Source organism: Treponema sp. OMZ 857, assembly GCF_024181085.1.
Classification (GTDB): Bacteria; Spirochaetota; Spirochaetia; order Treponematales; family Treponemataceae; genus Treponema.
Genome location: NZ_CP051147.1, coordinates 1995262 through 2012371, shown reverse-complemented (window position 1 = coordinate 2012371; position 17110 = coordinate 1995262). Strand labels below are relative to the sequence as shown.

Genomic DNA, 17110 nt, shown 5'->3' with positions numbered 1-17110 from the left:
TAAGCCGCTACTGAAAATCCTCAACGTATCAGAACGGACATGGATGTTCGTGGTTCCACGCAACGGCGACGTTTTTGCTCCGCAAAAACTCGCGTCCAGAAGTGTACACGGATGTACACTTCTGGACAGGCTATTTTCAAAAAGGTTGGTTCCAAATATATGACGCATCTGCGTTGTCGCTACGTCGAAATAAATGCTCGACGTATCAAAACGCCCAAGGACGGAGGTCATGGTTCTAAACGGAGCGAGTTTTATACATAAAGCTCGTCTTCAGTCATTCCGGAAAAAGATAAAAGTTCCATTGCAGAAATTATTGATAATGCAAGATTTTTCTCCAGATAAGGAAACATACAAGAATTGGATGCCCTTACACTAGGCATCAATTCCCCGGCTGATTTTCGGACTCTAACTTTGACAAATAAGATAAAGGCGATATAATAGATACTAACACGGTTTCAATTGGAGCTTACCGGTATGTTCGACATGACGAAACAATTATCCCATGAGGCGCTCACCTCGGCGCTTGAGTCGGGTTCCGATCTTAACAGTATGAATTTTGCCGGTCTTACGCTTACCGGTGTTGATTTTTCCGGTAAAAGACTTGCCGGCTGTTCATTTGCGCATGCCTGTTTTACGGATTGTTCCTTTACGGGTACGCGGGTTCGGCTTTCTTTTTTTGACTTTACCCGCTTTGTCAATTGCACCTTTGATAAAGCCGATATTCAGTTTTCCTGCTTTGCGGGAAGCATTTTTGAAAATACCGTTTTTACCGATTCGGAATTGCTTATCAATAATTTTACCGGGATTACAACGTGTGAATGCGGTTTTAAGGATTCGGATTTATACGGATCCCGTTTTATTCGATGCTCGTTGCGTAAGACACCGTTTGAAAATTGCAATATAAAAAAAGTGTATTTTACAAAGAATATATACGATGACGTATCATTTAAGTATTCTAATACGCGCGTTGCTCATTTTGATACTGAGGAATTTGTAAAATGAAAATATATCCTCATTATTCACACGAAGGTTTTGTAAACAGCTATCTTGTCGGCAATGAAGTCAGTAGAGAAGCGCTGATTATCGATCCGGGAAAGATAACCGGTGAAGTAATCGGTCACATCGAAAAGAACGGTTATACGCTCAGTGCTGTCTGTATTACGCATAATCATATCCGGCATTACGGGTACGGGCTTTCGACGTTGTTAAAAATATATAACCCGCGCATATATGCGGCGGATCATGCATTGGTCGGTAAACACGGAAAGATGCTGCGGGGTGATTGTACGCTTTCAATTGCCGGTTTTTCCGTCGAATGTTTTTCGGTACCCGGGCATTCGCCCGATTCTTATCTCTTTAAGATAGATAACTGTATTTTTACCGGCGACAGTCTTACCGCAGGAATCGTTGGCAGTACGCTGCATAGTTTTGCGGCAAAAACGCTTGCGGAACAGCTCGAAAAAAAGCTGTTTATTCAAGATGATTCGCTTCTCCTTTTTCCGGGACACGGCCCGCCGACTACGATCGGAGTGGAACGGAAATTTACGCAATATACCGGTTTTCAAGGTTTTCAAGGTTGACAAAAGTACGGTATACCCTATACCATATAGTAATATAGAATATGCAAATAAAATCTAAGACAAATCTCTAAAAAATAAAGTTTTCAGAGGTTCCTCGTAGTATGTAAGGGAGTTGTTCATGAAAAACAAAATTATTTGTTTGCTTTTTTTTCTCAGTGTTACGGCAGCGTTTGCTGATATCAGAAATGCTGTTTGTATTGTAAGACCGAATTACAGTGAGAAAACCGCTGCTTTTATGGAAGATGCCTCCGGCCAACTGGAAAAGACCGGGTATTCGGACTTGGCCGAGCTTTTTAAAAATGCAAAAGAAGGTGTGTTCGGATCCGGCTTTTTTATTAAAGGACAAAATAAAAAAGACTATGTTTTAACCAACTATCATGTTGCTGCTTATGCGGCATCTCTTACGTTGGAAATTGAAGACACTAACGGTGAAACGACAAAAATTGAAAACTGTAACATTATTGCTGTTGACGAAGAATTGGATCTTGCCATTGCCGAAGTCCCAAGCGGTAAAGTTGATTCGTATTTGACATTTGCATCAAAAACTCCTGTCGACGGAATTGACGTTTGGTCTGCCGGTTATCCGGGGCTGGCGGGAAAACCGATGTGGCAGCTCGGAAAAGGAACCGTAACCAATGCGCGTGCGCGGTTGCCCGATGATATCGATCCGAAAATATCTACCTTCATTCAGCATTCTGCCCCTATCGACTCCGGAAATTCCGGCGGTCCTCTTCTTGTAAAAGCGGTAAATGCTCCTTCGGGATACGAAATTATTGGTATTAACTCTGCAAAGGCGGTTTTTAGACAGGCTACCAATTTTGCAATTCCTGCTTCTACAATCACTAAATTTATGGATGAGAAAGTTTTTGCCGGAAATAAAAAAATCGAACGCGATTTAACGGCTTCTTTAAATATATTTGCCGAATCCTGTAAAAATTTTAAAATCGAGAAAGAGAGTGACAAAAATAAAGAGATCGTCAAACGGATCAGAAAATTAACCGTTTATGTTTCCGAAGATTATGCGATCCAAAGCGGGCTTGATGTATACTTGAAAGCGTTGCGAAGAGCTCCGAAACTTTTTAGAAATGAAATATTAGCTGCGTCGATTTTTGGTAATCCGATAAACGGCATCAGAACCGCTCTTGCATACGATATCTATATTACCATTGATCCGGAAGAAAATACCTATTTACCCGATACGGGGACGGATATCAACAGCTTGAAAAAGACGGACAACGGTTATGAATTTGTTCTGTATGATGAAGTTCAGAAGTCGAAATTTTTTACCGTTTGGAAAAAATCCTATAATTCATGGCAGATGGACGGTGCCAGTCTGAATGAGCCTCCTCAAAGCGGCACGGGTTCGAAAGACCAAAATAAAAAGAGTGCAAAGAAAGATAAGAAAGCTGCAGGAAAATCTTCGATTTTTATCGAAGAAATCCCTACAACAATGAGAATACCTTTATCGTATATCGGTTTTAGTCGGGATGGACGGTGGAGATCGGCTTTTTCGTTCGGTTTCTTTTACAGTTTTAAATATGCAGAAGTTGGAATGTCGGCTATTATTGATAAACCTCGCGATGGCATATCTTCATTCAGTCCCTCGCAGAGCGGTTTATTTAGCTTTACATTCGGACTCTGTCCTGAGCTGAAGGGGCAGATACCGATCAATATTAATAATGTCCTATACATTGCACCGCAAGCATTTGTCGGGGTAGGCCTGTTTATTCCTCCGATCGATACGTTTGTACATTACGGCGCCGGTGTGGAATTTGTTCCGGCTGGTTTTACTACACTGTCGTTCGGCGCCGATTTTATTGCACGGACATACTTAAAGAAACCAAACATAACGAATCATGGAGTTCGTATCAACGTATCAATACGATTCTAATTATATTGAAAGGAGATAACAGAACATGAAAACAGAAATCATTAAGAAGGGCGTGGTGCTTATCTGTTTGTTAAGCGTGATGTCGGCGTTTACTTCGTGTATCTTATTCAGCAACCTGAAAATGGCGGCCGAGGAGGGTAAAGCGAGTGTAAACGGTAAACAGGTTACAGCAGAATCGATGGGAGATCCGAAAACAGACTGTCTGGCTTATGGGTACGTGAACGTAAAGGGTGTGCACATGTATGTGCAAATGGATTCTTCTCAGGAGGCGCTTTATGTAACGCCTTTATTGATGGGAAGCGGTTCTTTTTGTTTTCCCCCTCTTGCAAAGAATCTTAGTTTTCAACTTGTGCGGCTTCGCTATGATAACTGGTTTACAAACTCCATTACGTACTACACTCCCGGTTTAGGAAAACAAGGTGCTATTGCATTCACTACGCAAAAAGCGGGTTTGCAGTTTATAGGTGCTTATGATTTTATCGTTAAAGGGACGGCATTTAAAGGCTATTCGGCAACATTGTCTCCTTATCCCCGCAGCGAACAATCTGAATATGAACTGAAAACGTTAAGTAAGATGAAAGCACAATTTAAAAACACGGAATGGGAAACACTGATCGATAAAAGAATAGAGGAGATTCAAAATGAGAAAAAATAAATACGCTATTATCTCGTTTGTTATTGCCATTACCCTTTTTATTACCGGTATAGAACTCTTTGCCGCCGATAAAAAAACTCCGAAGGCTCCTACAAGGAATGAAGTCGTTATCGTATTTTCTTTAAAGATTCAACCGTTGCCTGATGTGGAATTTTTTGCAAACTATTCACATATGCGTTTTTCAAAACTGGATATAGGTCATTATTACAGCACAACGGATAAAATAGCCATCAGTGCTTCTAATGTCAGAATACCTTTGGCGGGAATGCCGGAAGAAGATGCACGTGATATCGATTTCGCTATGATAACCCTTCCTTTTGCTTATGGGAAACGATATATTAATCTTCATAGTCTGCGGTATCATTTTGCCGGTTCAGAAGTAATATTTGTGAATCTTCCGTTACAGGCAAAAATCGAAGTACCGTCCGATGTGCGCTACGTATATATCGGTGATTTTACCTGTAAGTGCAGCAAACCTTTTTATGATATAACCGATGTAAAAAGAACTGATAATTTCGATGCCGCTGCAAAAGCCGTCAAGGAAGTATACGGTAAAGATGCCGAACTTGAACGGGTGCCGTTGATCTCTTTGAATCAGGAAGATTAACAAGGTTTTATATGGAATTTGAAAAGATTATTCCCGCCTCCGACCTTGCGGTGGTACAGGGCGGAAACGGCTTAATAGTTGATGCTAACATACTTGCTGTCTTTACAGAGAAAGCGTTTAAACGCTTATCCTTTACCTTTCCTCAAGAACATTTGGAAAGTTTGCTGAATGTTGCCTGTGATCCCGTATCTTCCGAAAATGATCGGCTCGTTGCAGTAAAATTGCTGGAGAATGCCGTCATTGCAGCAAAAGGTACGCTGCCGCTTTGTCAGGATACGGGCGTTGCGCAAGTTTTTGCATGGAAGGATTCCTCTGTGTATTCGGTCTTAAACGCTGTGGATGGAACGGTACCTTTTGCTTCCGATACGGAAGCCCTTACTGCCGGTGTCGGGAAGGCGTATAAAGAGAATAATCTGCGGTTTTCTATCAACATTCCTTCTTCGCTTTTTGATGAAAAAAACTCGGCTACCAATTTACCGGCTCAAGTCGATGTATTCAGTACAAACGGAAGCGGCGAGCCTTCGTACCGTTTCTTGTTTTGCGCGAAAGGCGGCGGTTCCTCCAATAAAACGGATTTTACCTGCGCAACAAAGGCGCTGTTAAACCCACAATCCTTTGAACGCTTTTTGCAGACAAAGATCGCCGCCCTTGGAACGGCGGCCTGTCCGCCGTACACGATTGCCGTTGTTATCGGCGGCTTGAGTCCCGAACAGAACTTACAAACCCTCAAGCTGGCAACCACCGGCTATTGGGATGCGGTAGAGGCGTTAAACGAAGCCGGCGGCGCTATCCGTTGGACGGATACGGTCGGCGGAGTGCGCCCCCTGCGGTGTAAGGATTGGGAAGAGCGGGTATTACAGATTGCAGCGGAAACGGGATTGGGTGCCCAGTTTGGTGGTTCCCACCTCGCGGCTCACGCCCGTGTGTTCCGATTACCGCGGCACGGGGCAAGCTGTTTTGCCTCCATAGGTGTGTCGTGCAATGCGCACCGGAACCTCGTCGGTTATATCAGCCGCGAAGGCGCTTTTTTGCAAAAAAACGTTTCCGATCCTCGGCCGTTCTTTGAAAAAGCGACGGCCTATACAGCCGGCGCGGGTACACATCATGGGGAGCCAGTTAAGGTCGATCTCAGCTCTATTGATGCTACCCGTGCTAAGTTATCCGGCTATCCGGTAGGGCAGGCTTTCCTCTTTTCGGGAGAGATTTTAGTTGCACGCGATGCGGCACATGCCCGCTGGAAGGCATTACTGGAAAGCGGTAAGCCGCTGCCCGATTACACGCTGCACTATCCGATCCTCTATGCAGGGCCGGCAGAAACCCCGAAAGGCGCCGTTATCGGCAGCTTCGGACCGACGACGGCAAACCGCATGGATCCCTATGCCGATGATTTGATGAGCCGGGGGGCTGCGTTGATAACCATTGCCAAGGGGAACCGGTCTGAACTGTGGCGTACCGCGTGTAAAAAATACGGCGCCTTTTATCTTGGCACCATCGGCGGTGCTGCGGCATTGATTGCGGAAAAGCATATTACCGCACGTAAGGTTCTCGACTATCCCGATTTGGGAATGGAAGCCGTGCAGCTGATTTCGGTTAAGGATTTGCCGGTATTCTTGATTACGGATGATAAAGGAAACGACTTCTACGCTTCCTTATAAAAAAACAGGGCTGTCCAAAAACTGAAAGCCTATCGGCTTTTTCTGTGAGGAAATTATTCATTATATCCGCTAAAGCGGATTGCGAAACAGTTTTTGGACAGTTTCCTTAGATTTAGATGCGATGTTTAAAATTAAGTCGTTACTGTATAAAGACTTAATTTTAAACTCGCGGGGATGTCGAAAAAGTAACCAACTTTTGAGACATCCCCGTTTTGCGGGAATGTTATTTTTTAGCTTGTATCTTATCTTTTTCTTTTCGTACTTTTTGATCTAAAACATCCATCAATTTATTGACCCCTGCTTTAAAGTCATAATCTTCGGTGGAAACGTGTGCGGTTCCGCCCTTAAAATTGACAGTACATTCGTAAGTAAACTTTTTGTCGAATTTTATTGTGCAGAGGACATCGACAATTAAATCTTCCGCATACTTAATCCGTTCAAATTTCTTGTGTACGAAGGTTTTTTGATCTTCGTCCAGCGTAAATTTTACCGCCTGTAAATTGATGTTCATACGAGACCTCCTATACGGTATCAGGTGTGTGAAGACGCCGCAAAAACAACTGCTTTTTGCAGCGCTCCTTCTTTCAGGTCATTCTAAAAAGGTTGAACACGTTTTTAGAAGCCCTCTCTATTAAGTATACGTAATAAAATGCAAAAAGTCGAGGAAAAATCCACACATATTCATTTTTTCCCTTTGTGTGAAATTTTATTTTCTTTAAAATGCAACAGTTGAATAAAATATAAATTTTGGAAACTGTTGCATTGGAGCGCAACGTCATTTTAGAGGCTTATTTTATACCTACGAAATTTCGCATACCTCCTGAGTAACCATGGTTCTTTTTACGAAAATTTATTGACCGCGAAAATAAAAACCTCTATTATGGTAAACACTATACCGTAACGCGATACAGTGTGGGAGGTATCACCGATGACTACTGTAGTTTCAAAGCCGCCAAAATCTATCTTTGTCTTGAATCTTTTAATATACAGCGGTGTTTTTATTTTTATTTTCTTATACGCATTGTATACAAAGATAGTTCCCAGAGAGGCACTCTTTAAAATTTTTATGGCGCCTTCTACATTGTTGACCGCCTGTATTACAATCGTGTTTCCTATTGGTCTCTATAAAAAAACTATGAATATCGTTCTTAACTGGCAAACGGAAGAAGATGGTATAAATAAGGCGAATAGAGCGCTGAATATATATTCAAAACTCAGCATTGTGGTTCCGATTGTATTATCAACGGTAACTCCGGTTGTATCACTGTTATGGGTAGGTATGAATTCTACTGCACAGTTTACTGCAGCGATTTTTGCATCGGTAGGATGTTTGTTTTTTATAGCGCTCTTTTTTTATGTGATCTGGATTCAGCAGCTTGAAAACTATGTAAAATTTGTACCGCTTGAAAGAGAACATATTGCTATGTCCTATACGACGCGAGGAATGCTTGTCGGTTTCTTCCTTTTTTTAGGTATCATTTTTCTCTGTGTATCTCCGTTTTTAGCAAGTCTCTATAACGGTATGACGATTGTCGGTACGATAACACATTCAATTATTCCAATATCCATCGTGATTCTAATAGGAGCGCTTTTTATCAACTATACTCTTTACAAAGGTATTAATAACGAGATCGAAACTATTGTGTCGTTTACCGATAAATTAGCGGTTGGCGATTTTACTCCGAGTCACTTGGAATTACGGCGCCGCGATATTTTCGGGCTTTTGGGAACAAGATTGAATGTATTCCATAAAAACACAGTCGCTTTACTGACCGGTGTAAAAAACAATACCCAAGCAATGAAAGACGCTATCGGAGTACTTTCCATGAACACGGCACAAACCGCAGATTCGGCTCATCAAATAAATACCAATGCCGAAGGAGTGAAACAACAGACTATCGCACAGGCTGCAAGTGTTATGGAAACATCCGCTGCAGTCGAAGAGATAATCAACACGATCAAACAACTGAATACGAGTATTGAAGTACAAGTGGAAAGTGTCGCTCAGTCTTCATCATCGATAGAACAAATGGCGGCGAATATCGCTTCTATTACGCAAACGCTGGAAAAAACCGATGAGGCAATCAAACGGCTTGCCGATGCGACTGCCGACGGGAAAACAACAATAGTAAATTCCAATGCCGTAACAAAAAAGATAGCTGAGGAATCAGGCGGATTGATGGAGGCAAGTAATGTTATCCAAAATATTGCAAGTCAAACAAATCTCCTTGCAATGAACGCTGCAATCGAAGCTGCTCACGCAGGAGAAGCCGGCAAGGGATTCGCTGTTGTTGCAGACGAAATACGGAAGCTGGCGGAAGAATCTTCCGTACAAGGCAAAACCATTACGATGACATTGAAAATGCTCGGCTCCGAAATCACGAGTTTATCTACGTCATCAAAAACCGTCGAAGAAAAATTTGCCAGTATTTTCGAACTTTCCGAACATGTAAAAGCAATGAGCACCAATCTTATGAAAGCAATGGGTGAACAAGAAAACGGCAATCGTGAAATCTTGGGGGCAATCTCGAATATAAAAACAGTAACATCGGATGTCAAAAGCGGGTCGGAACAAATGCTCAAAGATGGAACACACGTTACCGGCGAGATACGGAAACTTGACAACCTAACAAAAATCATCACCGATAATATGAACGCAATGGCGCACGAAACTGTTCAGATAAATAATGCCGTACAGGAAGTAAATGCTATTACGCAGCAGAATAAAGACACTATCGAAAGCTTGTCTGCAGAGGTCGATAAGTTTAAGGTATAAATTGGTGTCCACCCGGAATTATTTCAGGCGTTTGCCATGAATGCATTGGGTAAGCCTCTACGAATTAACCGATTTCCCAATCTGTTTTATTTTTAAACCTATATCTTATCTTTTTTCCCCAGACAGATAAATCATAATCGAAGAAAAAGAGAGACTATGAGACCTTTTGAACCATCTTCAACTGTTGTACATCCATGTGTACAGGGATGTACATTTTTTAGCGATGCCATCCTTGGCAGTTCTGGTCGAATAGTCTCTCTTTTTCTGCGTGGGAGTAAAAAACAGCCCGGTTCGATTACTCTGTCTTAACCCTACAAGACAATTCTATCGTTCTCCTGCCGTTTTACCTTGCCGGTTTTTTCCAGAACATTGAGTAGGGGGATAACATACTTGCGCGAAAGATTGGTCGCGGTACGGGCGTCTGCAATGGTGATGATGTCGCCTGCTTTTTTCCCTTTTAAGATAGCGGCAATCGCTTTATCGTATATCTCGCGGTGGTAGTGCAAAAAGTTTTCCAACACGACGAGCTTACCGAGCTTTACTAAATCGCGTGCATCTTTCCGTACTTGCGGCAGCGGGATTTTATCTATTTCGATACCGTCAAACCCTGCTTTAAGCGCCAACTGTAACAGCTGCTGTGCCGTTTTCGACAAGGTATCCCCGCTGCCTGCCAGCTTATACACACTGCCTTCATTGGCAAGTTTGTTTTCCGCGCACAGTTTTTTCAGGATTTCCTGCCGCACCTTTACCGGCACAGCCGTATCGATTTCTTCAAGCGTAAAACCTGCCTGACTTTTCTTTGCGGTCTCTAAAATCTTTGCTTCCCATTCGGCGAGCTTTTTGGTAAAGATGAGTTGTTTGCCGCAGACCGTAATGTCTTTTGTATCAGCCGAAAGCTCCTTAGGTTCCGCGCGGTCTTTTTCTATAAAGCCGGTGATGAAAAAGCCGCAGCTTTTCCACGACGGTAATTCCCGTCCGGCATACACCGAAAAGAACTGTTTAAAGACGGCTGCACGGTAGGAGTCAAAGGCCGCAAGTATTCTGCATGAGGCGAGAATGGAACTTCCGCCATGCCTGATAAGGACGGCCGGTTGGTTCCAGCGTCCGGCGATAGGTTCCTGCAAGGACACCCGCGCTAGCGTAGGATCGGTTTTGTTAAAGTGAATCGCGCCGATGGCATTGGTACTGCCGGTGGCAAGTTCCAGTTCGATATGATTTTTGATGCCGGCGCCGGTGTCCTGTTTGTTAAAATATTCATCGACGCGGACAAGCAGCTCGGAGCCTTGCAGTACGGGGCTTTCGCCAAGGCCTGCAAGCAGCATACCGCGCTCTACTTTTTCTTTTTCGGATATTTTCAGGTTGAGTGCCGTCCGCATTCCCGATTCGGAAGAAGATACGTCGGCGTGGTGATTTTGAATGTTTTTAATCTTGCATTCGGTTCCGCCGGGATAGAGTGCAAGCTGATCGCCGACGGCAATGCTTTTACCGCGGAGCGTACCGGTTACCGTGATGCCGATTCCTTTCAGCGTAAAGGCGCGGTCGATATACAGGAACGGTTTATCTAACGGAGCGGTACGGACGGCGCTCAATAATTCCGTAATTTTTTTCTTGAGTTCGTGGATACCCGCGTCGGTATGTGCGGAAACAGCCACCGATGGTAATTCCCGTCCGAGGATTTCGCGGCAATGCCGATTTGCATCTTCCCGTATCAGCTCAATCATATCAGGATCGGCCAAGTCTGATTTGGTTATGACCAACAGGATGGAGCTGATATGCATCGCTTTAAGTACCCGCAGGTGATCCGACGACATCTGCATCCATCCATCGTCTGCTGCGACAATCAGCATTGCCGCGTCAAGTCCCCACGTGCCTGCTACCATGTTACGGATAAACCGTTCGTGTCCGGGAACATCGACGATGCCGACCGTTCCGTGTACGGGATCTTCCAAGGCGGCAAAACCCAGCTCAATGGTCATACCCCGCTTCTTTTCTTCGGGGATGTGGCTGGTTTCCACTCCGGTTAAGCATTTTACCAATGCGGTTTTGCCGTGATCGACGTGTCCGGCGGTTCCTAAAATATATGCCATAGTCAACGCACCTCTATAATTTTTTAGAGATTTCCTGTAATTCTTTGATAATATAGGTATCATCGGCAGGATTTACGGCGGCAAGGTGTAACAGCAGCCTGTCCTCCGAAATAATAGCGATAATCGGAATGCTGCAAAACCGCAGTGCTGTCTTTACCGCTTCCGGTTTATGTGTGTGCAGCATAATTGCCCATGACGGGAATGCTTCATCGGGGGTGCTGCCGCCGCCGAGCGAGAAAGGGTAGGGGACAACACATGCGGTTCCGGACGGCAGTTTTCTCACAAGTTTTTCGCTGCGTTTTTTTATTGCGGCAGGGTCAAGCAGCAACGCTTCGGCCGCGGCGCTCTTTCCGTTATTCAGGTAGTGCACGAGGGTCTCTTCCATTAGAGCGGCGACGGCGCGGCCTACCCGATAGGTGCGCATCAGCGGATGGCGGGCAATGAGCGCGATTAAATCTTTTTTGCCGGTAATCCATCCGCACTGCGGGCCGCCGAATACTTTATCCCCCGAAAAACAAACAAGGTCGGCGCCTCCTTTTAATAAGGCCGGTACGGTCGGCTCATCTTGTATGGTAAGCGCAATAGCGCCTGACCCTTGATCTACCGCAAGGATTATCTCAGGCGGTAAGGCCTTGCGGATGGTGCTCAGGGATGGCTGCTCCGTAAAGCCGCGGATCTTATAGTTTGAGGTATGCACCCATAGCACCATTGCCGTCTGTTCGGTAACGGCGGCGGTAATGTCTTCAAGGGTGGTGATGTTGGTAGTGCCGACTTCTACGAGCGTGCAGCCTGCCTCTCGAAGAATGTCGGGAATGCGGAAGCCGCCGCCTATTTGCACCTGCTGGCCGCGCGCAACGATAACCTCTTTCCCGCTTGCAAGCGCTTTAAGTAACAGAAACACGGCGGCAGCATTGTTGTTCAGCATCAGCGCCGCTTCCGCACGGACAAGCGTACTCATCGCTTCGACGGCAAAGGGAAACCGCTGTCCCCGTTTGCCGTCTTCCAAATCCATCTCGATAGCCGAGTATGATTGGGCCGCTTCCTTTGCCGCATCCCAAATGCCGTGCGGAAGCGGGCTTCGTCCGAGGTTGGTGTGCAGGATAATACCCGTCGCGTTGATAATCTTCGAAATCCGCTTCCGTATATGCTTCGTGCACCGCTGCCGGATGTCCGCTATACACACATCAAAAGACGGAACGGCGGCTCCTTTTAAAGCCTCAGCCCGTATCTGCTTGATATACTCCGATACGATAGAGGCTACAATCGGTCTGCCGAGTTTTTCGATGCAGCCCGAAAGCTCGTGATGTGAGAGCAATTTTTCGACTTGCGGTATCTGTGCCAGTGAACCGTGCATGGCGGTTACTCCTTTTCTTCAGTGGTGATGGTGAGTGCTGACACCCATTTTGTCCGCAAAATGAGGACGGTTGCGATAAGCGCGGTTGTTATGTTTGAAAAGAGATTTCCCCAAAAAATAGCGTAGTATTGCAGGATGTGTTCCGTTGCCAATACAAAGATGTAACGCAGCAGCCATATACGGAGCACACCGAGCACAAGCGGCATCTTCGTTTTGCCGAGTCCAATAAACGCGCCTTGAATGGTCATACAAATACCGAAGCCGATAATCGAATAGGTATAGATGTTGAGCGCATTGTTTGCAATACCGATAATTTCCGGCTCCCGCCTGAATAAGACAGTCAGATAAGGTGAAAGCGGAATCATAATCGAAATCATTATAACGGCGATAATGATGCTGGTGATGCAGCCGAGGAGACAATCCCGTTTTGCCTTTTGCGGATATCCTGCACCGATGTGCATACTGACCATCGTCGTAATTGCCGCGCTAAAAGCCGCAGGGAGGTTGAAGCACAGCGCATTGATATTGCTCGCGATTCCCTGTGCCGCGACCACAATAGCTCCGTATTTTTCAATCTCTTTATTGATAAGGAAAAAGCCTAAGTATAAAAAGGAATAGTTGAACATTGCTGGGAAACCGACTTTCAGAACCTCTTTGATGATTTTTGAATCGAACTTGAAGTTTTTGACATCGAGCTTGTCCGGACTTTTGTGGATGAATAATTCGTATACCATCCAGACTGTGATTGTTGCGTTTGCCAAGAGCGAAGCGAGTACGCAGCCGAGAATTTCGAGCCGCAATACGTAGAGAAAGAGAAAATTTCCGACAACCTTCATGATAAAGAGGATGGTCATTCGGGTAAAAGCCGCTTCGGGTTTTCCATTCGCGTTTTTAATACCGTTGTATACGGACTCCAAAAAGCTAAACGGTAAGACGATGCTGTACCATGCGATGTACTGACGGACATACGGCGCAATATCGCTCTTCAATCCGTTTGAAACCGTCACACTGATGATCAGAAGAAGCGGCGCGCTGATGATACCGAGTATGACCGCAAATAAAAATATCTGCGCTGCAACCCTTTTCCCTTCTTCGATTGCACCTTTCCCATTCAGCTGCCCGATAATTGCCATCGCGGCAACGCTTAACCCTTGCGATAAACCCAATACCATCGAAATAATCGGCTGAGAAAAGGTTACTGCCCCCGTTACTGCATAGCCGGTGAGGTTATTGATAAAAAGCCCATCGGTAAACGGCATCATCGCCTGCACGGTATTCATTAGCAGTGATGGGAGAGAGAGAATAAGCAATGTTTTAATAGGGTTAGCGGTCAGGATGAGTTCACGCCGCGCTTCCGTCGATTGCTTCAGGAATGTCTTCATAGGCGGGGAGGCAATACGCCGTTATTTAACGGAAATAACCGAAGCTGTTCTCCCGTCGGCCATGTAGACGTGTTCGCGGTTTGTCGTATCGGGAATCTGCTTTCCGTCTTTAAAGTATGCGTAATACCAAACGCCGTTCGGCAGCGGAAGGTATAATTCGTATCTGCCCGGCATCACTTCTTCCAAGGTATACATAAAGGGATCCCAATTATTGAACGTGCCTGCAAGGTATATCCGTTTTCCCGATTCTCCTTGATAGACAAAACGAGTTCTGCCGTTGTTTTCAACAGCGGTTCTATATTCTTTTTGATATGGAATCTTTAAAACCGAAAGAGACATTCCGGCAGAGTAGTCGAAGATTTCATCGGGATTGAGCGGGTCTGTAGACCAAAGACCGTTAATAACCAGCCGATAGCGCAGCTCTCTCATTTCTTCAGGTATCTGCATGATATAGAAGAGGATTGATTTTTTAGTTTCGGTGCTATCATCGCTTCGATATAAGCGCTGGAAAGAATGAATTGATTGAAAGTTTTCATGTTCAAAGGCGATCCCGACATGACGTGCGGATCCTGCTGCCGTAAAAATGATATATTTTCCGGTGATAAGCGGCGCATCCGTCCGTGCAATCGTTTCAACAAGTTCGCCGTAGGTGTATGTGTCGATGGCAGTTTGTTCCGCCGCTTGCGCCGCGATCAGTATACACAAGAAAAAAAAGACCGCCACGGCTTTTTGCCGTATTGCATTGCGCATGATGTCCTCCCCGAATATTTTAACCGGTTGTTATCTTTTAATAATAACATACTTCCATTTAATAAGCATCGGAAAATAGACCGAAAACTTTAAATTTGAATCATTTTATCCTCAGGAGCCTGTTCAAAGTAGGTATGCAGCGCGTGCTCCATTTCTTCTCGGCTCTGTGCCCGCAGCACCTGTGTTCTGCAATAGTGCGCAAACGAAAAGTTGTCGCAATAAAACTGAAAGAATCGCTGCGCCCGCGTAAGGAAGAATTCAGGCGGCTGTTCGGTTTCGAGGTAGTGCAAAAACGATAACGCCGTTTGTTCAAGGTCGATACGGTACGGTGCGGAACTCGAATCGCCGGCACGTTTGCGACGTATTGCTTCAAAAATCCATGGCATTTGTACCGCTGCGCGTCCGATCATCCACCCCGCGCAAGGATAGTGCTGGGCGGCGGTTTGCAGTTTCTCTGCCGAATTGATGTCTCCGTTGCCGTATACCGGAATAGCTAAATCCTTTGCAAGAGCTGCCGTGTATTCGTGGAGAGCCGGCCGCGCATAGCTTTGCCGCTGAAGGCGCGGGTGGATTGTGATAAGCTGCACACCTTCATCAATCAGCATCGTGCAAAAACGTAAAAGATACGCATAATCGATAGTAGCGCCGAGCCTCAGCTTTACGCTCAGTCTAAACGGCTTGCCTTGTTCCGTAGAATATGCCTCAAGCGTTTGTTTAACCGAGCGCACCGCTTCGGCTGTCGTATTAAGCGGCTTGAGCATCCAAGCAACGCCCGCCCCCGTCCGTACAATCGGCGGAGCGGAACAGCCCATATTCAAGTCAATCCCGATGCCGCCGTGCTGCAGTACGATCGGTACCGCTTGTGCGAATGCTTCCGCCTTAGGCGAAGTGAGCTGCCACACCAGCTTTTCCGGCACGGGGTTTGCCCGCAGATACCACTGTTCAAACCGCCCGCCCGCAAGCAGCGACGGCGCATGAATCATCTCGGTAAAATATTCGTCAGGATCGCCGAACGTATGGATAAGCATCCTCAATCCCGAATGACTGATATTTGCCAGCGGCGCCAGTATGAGCTTCATCGTCGTTCACTGTAACAAAAACTCCGTGATTTTGCAATGCGTGGAATTCCGCACATTTTTTTCTAGCAATCAGACAAACACACTACTGACGAGAATCAGCGACATCCGTGCCGCTGTTGAGCAGTGTACCTCCTTGTACACTGCTCAACGATAAGTTTTTCTAACGAAAAACTTACTGCTGCTTGGAACCACGGACATCCCTGTCCGTTCTGATACGTTGAGTATTTTCAATAGTAGTGGTACGAAGTATATAGCTTTCCGTTAGCCTTTTGAAATAGATGGTGTAGATGCTAGGAGCCTAGCCGAAATAAAGCAGAGGCGTACTTTTTGTACGTCGAGCATTTATTTCGGCGTAGCGACAACGCAGATGCACCGTATATTTCAAAAGGTCTTGACTTTATTTGTAATCTTAGATATAGTACATCACTGTTACAAATGCGGCGGTGGTGGAATTGGTAGACACGTCAGCTTGAGGTGCTGATGCCGCGAGGTGTGCTGGTTCAAGTCCAGTTCGCCGCATGAAGGCTTCTTTTGATTTTCAAAAGAAGCCTTTTTTTATGTACGAGGCATATCAGTTTCCGGAATTTTGTTTTGAAGCTGCCGTTTTTGTGTCTTTTTTTGTAAAGTTGATCGAAGTTTTTACCGCTCCTCCCGAAAAGATGATGCGGCGTTTTGCTTTCGCGCTGCCGTATTCTCCCGGGCTTTTGGTAAGCTCATTACCGGCAATGGTGAGCGTCCCTCCGTTTTGGACGTAATCGATATGATATTCAGCCTCTTCCGAAGGGAAGACTATGGCAGCGGTTGCATCGGTTACGGTGAATGCACAGGATTTTACAATTTGCGTTTTATCATAGGATAGCGAACCCCGCGCAATATTGATTACGGCATTTTTAAAGACACATTCGGACGTTGTTACCGAGCCCATATTCAGCATTGCAAGGATATGTACCGCCTGCACACCTTCGAGCCGGATATCCGCGCGGTTTACCCGTATACTGCAATTTTCAAGCAACATCTTTTTCGGTATAAAGACATACAGCGTGCCCTGCGAAGGAGCCATTTGGCGTATCCGCAGTGTTTTTTGCGTTTCTATGCAGGAAAGTTTTTTGCCTTCCGCAAGTTCAAATCGATATGCGATGCGTTCTTCATCGAACGCTTCGGCAATCAAATGTACCTGAGAAAGCTCAATATCAAGGCCGTTGGTTTTCGGCCGCGCATAGGTAAGCTCCTCACCGAAAGCGGCTACTGCGGATAGTAAGAATACAACTACAAGTAAACTCTTTTTTTTCATCAT

At 45.3% G+C, this 17110-nt stretch carries 14 protein-coding genes and 1 tRNA gene; 8 read left to right on the top strand and 7 right to left on the bottom strand.

The window, feature by feature from the left end; genetic code table 11:
- The first annotated feature begins 483 nt into the window (after nt 1-483).
- The 6 genes from E4N66_RS09085 (at nt 484) to E4N66_RS09060 (ending at nt 6388) form a co-directional block, all read left to right on the top strand.
- Nucleotides 484-1002: a pentapeptide repeat-containing protein gene (locus tag E4N66_RS09085; RefSeq protein ID WP_253674020.1), complete on the top strand. Its 519-nt coding sequence runs from the start codon at nt 484-486 to the stop codon at nt 1000-1002.
- Nucleotides 999-1580, top strand: coding sequence for an MBL fold metallo-hydrolase (locus tag E4N66_RS09080; RefSeq protein WP_253674021.1), 582 nt, complete (start codon nt 999-1001; stop codon nt 1578-1580). Before E4N66_RS09085 ends, E4N66_RS09080 begins: the two co-directional genes overlap by 4 nt.
- Before the next feature lie 118 nt (nt 1581-1698).
- Nucleotides 1699-3471, top strand: a complete 1773-nt coding sequence (locus E4N66_RS09075) for a S1C family serine protease (RefSeq protein WP_253727763.1) — start codon at nt 1699-1701, stop codon at nt 3469-3471.
- 25 nt (nt 3472-3496) lie between these two features.
- Complete coding sequence (locus E4N66_RS09070) at nt 3497-4126, top strand: hypothetical protein (RefSeq protein WP_253727762.1); 630 nt, start codon at nt 3497-3499, stop codon at nt 4124-4126.
- Complete coding sequence (locus E4N66_RS09065) at nt 4113-4733, top strand: hypothetical protein (protein WP_253727761.1); 621 nt, start codon at nt 4113-4115, stop codon at nt 4731-4733. Before E4N66_RS09070 ends, E4N66_RS09065 begins: the two co-directional genes overlap by 14 nt.
- Nucleotides 4734-4744: 11 nt before the next feature.
- Entirely contained in the window at nt 4745-6388 is a 1644-nt protein-coding gene (locus tag E4N66_RS09060; protein ID WP_253727760.1) for a fumarate hydratase C-terminal domain-containing protein, read from the top strand.
- Nucleotides 6389-6611: 223 nt separating this feature from the next.
- Here the strand turns inward: E4N66_RS09060 and E4N66_RS09055 are convergent, their stop codons facing one another.
- Nucleotides 6612-6899, bottom strand: coding sequence for an HPF/RaiA family ribosome-associated protein (locus tag E4N66_RS09055; protein WP_162663033.1), 288 nt, complete (start codon nt 6897-6899; stop codon nt 6612-6614).
- 417 nt (nt 6900-7316) lie between these two features.
- On the opposite strand from E4N66_RS09055, the gene E4N66_RS09050 reads away from it, so the two are divergent.
- Nucleotides 7317-9164 carry a methyl-accepting chemotaxis protein gene (locus E4N66_RS09050; RefSeq protein ID WP_253727759.1) on the top strand — a complete coding sequence of 616 codons (1848 nt, stop codon included), beginning with the start codon at nt 7317-7319 and terminating at the stop codon, nt 9162-9164.
- Between the two features lie 311 nt (nt 9165-9475).
- Here the strand turns inward: E4N66_RS09050 and selB are convergent, their stop codons facing one another.
- From selB to E4N66_RS09025, 5 genes are all read right to left on the bottom strand, one after another.
- Entirely contained in the window at nt 9476-11251 is a 1776-nt protein-coding gene (selB, locus tag E4N66_RS09045) for a selenocysteine-specific translation elongation factor (protein ID WP_253727758.1), read from the bottom strand.
- Nucleotides 11252-11264: 13 nt separating this feature from the next.
- Entirely contained in the window at nt 11265-12605 is a 1341-nt protein-coding gene (gene selA / locus E4N66_RS09040) for an L-seryl-tRNA(Sec) selenium transferase (protein ID WP_253727757.1), read from the bottom strand.
- Nucleotides 12606-12610: 5 nt separating this feature from the next.
- A complete protein-coding gene (locus tag E4N66_RS09035; RefSeq protein ID WP_253727756.1) occupies nt 12611-13987 on the bottom strand; it encodes an MATE family efflux transporter in 1377 nt (458 codons plus the stop codon).
- A gap of 21 nt (nt 13988-14008) precedes the next feature.
- Entirely contained in the window at nt 14009-14737 is a 729-nt protein-coding gene (locus E4N66_RS09030) for a glycogen-binding domain-containing protein (protein ID WP_044013207.1), read from the bottom strand.
- 89 nt (nt 14738-14826) lie between these two features.
- Complete coding sequence (locus E4N66_RS09025) at nt 14827-15816, bottom strand: tRNA dihydrouridine synthase (protein ID WP_253727754.1); 990 nt, start codon at nt 15814-15816, stop codon at nt 14827-14829.
- A 437-nt stretch (nt 15817-16253) separates the two neighbouring features.
- On the opposite strand from E4N66_RS09025, the gene E4N66_RS09020 reads away from it, so the two are divergent.
- Nucleotides 16254-16335 (top strand) — tRNA-Leu (locus tag E4N66_RS09020).
- Nucleotides 16336-16387: 52 nt separating this feature from the next.
- Here the strand turns inward: E4N66_RS09020 and E4N66_RS09015 are convergent.
- The gene (locus tag E4N66_RS09015; protein WP_253727752.1) at nt 16388-17110 is read right to left on the bottom strand and encodes a hypothetical protein; all 723 of its coding nucleotides are present in this window, start codon (nt 17108-17110) and stop codon (nt 16388-16390) included.

Excerpts from the sequence above, each read along its gene's own strand:
- E4N66_RS09070 (WP_253727762.1), top strand. The coding sequence starts at position 3,497 with ATGAAAACAGAAATCATTAAGAAGGGCGTGGTGCTTATCTGTTTGTTA.
- E4N66_RS09025 (WP_253727754.1), bottom strand. The coding sequence starts at position 15,816 with ATGAAGCTCATACTGGCGCCGCTGGCAAATATCAGTCATTCGGGATTG.
- E4N66_RS09080 (WP_253674021.1), top strand. The coding sequence starts at position 999 with ATGAAAATATATCCTCATTATTCACACGAAGGTTTTGTAAACAGCTAT.
- selA (WP_253727757.1), bottom strand. The coding sequence starts at position 12,605 with ATGCACGGTTCACTGGCACAGATACCGCAAGTCGAAAAATTGCTCTCA.
- E4N66_RS09035 (WP_253727756.1), bottom strand. The coding sequence starts at position 13,987 with ATGAAGACATTCCTGAAGCAATCGACGGAAGCGCGGCGTGAACTCATC.
- E4N66_RS09075 (WP_253727763.1), top strand. The coding sequence starts at position 1,699 with ATGAAAAACAAAATTATTTGTTTGCTTTTTTTTCTCAGTGTTACGGCA.
- E4N66_RS09030 (WP_044013207.1), bottom strand. The coding sequence starts at position 14,737 with ATGCGCAATGCAATACGGCAAAAAGCCGTGGCGGTCTTTTTTTTCTTG.
- E4N66_RS09085 (WP_253674020.1), top strand. The coding sequence starts at position 484 with ATGACGAAACAATTATCCCATGAGGCGCTCACCTCGGCGCTTGAGTCG.
- E4N66_RS09050 (WP_253727759.1), top strand. The coding sequence starts at position 7,317 with ATGACTACTGTAGTTTCAAAGCCGCCAAAATCTATCTTTGTCTTGAAT.
- E4N66_RS09015 (WP_253727752.1), bottom strand. The coding sequence starts at position 17,110 with ATGATGAAAAAAAAGAGTTTACTTGTAGTTGTATTCTTACTATCCGCA.
- E4N66_RS09060 (WP_253727760.1), top strand. The coding sequence starts at position 4,745 with ATGGAATTTGAAAAGATTATTCCCGCCTCCGACCTTGCGGTGGTACAG.
- selB (WP_253727758.1), bottom strand. The coding sequence starts at position 11,251 with ATGGCATATATTTTAGGAACCGCCGGACACGTCGATCACGGCAAAACC.
- E4N66_RS09055 (WP_162663033.1), bottom strand. The coding sequence starts at position 6,899 with ATGAACATCAATTTACAGGCGGTAAAATTTACGCTGGACGAAGATCAA.
- E4N66_RS09065 (WP_253727761.1), top strand. The coding sequence starts at position 4,113 with ATGAGAAAAAATAAATACGCTATTATCTCGTTTGTTATTGCCATTACC.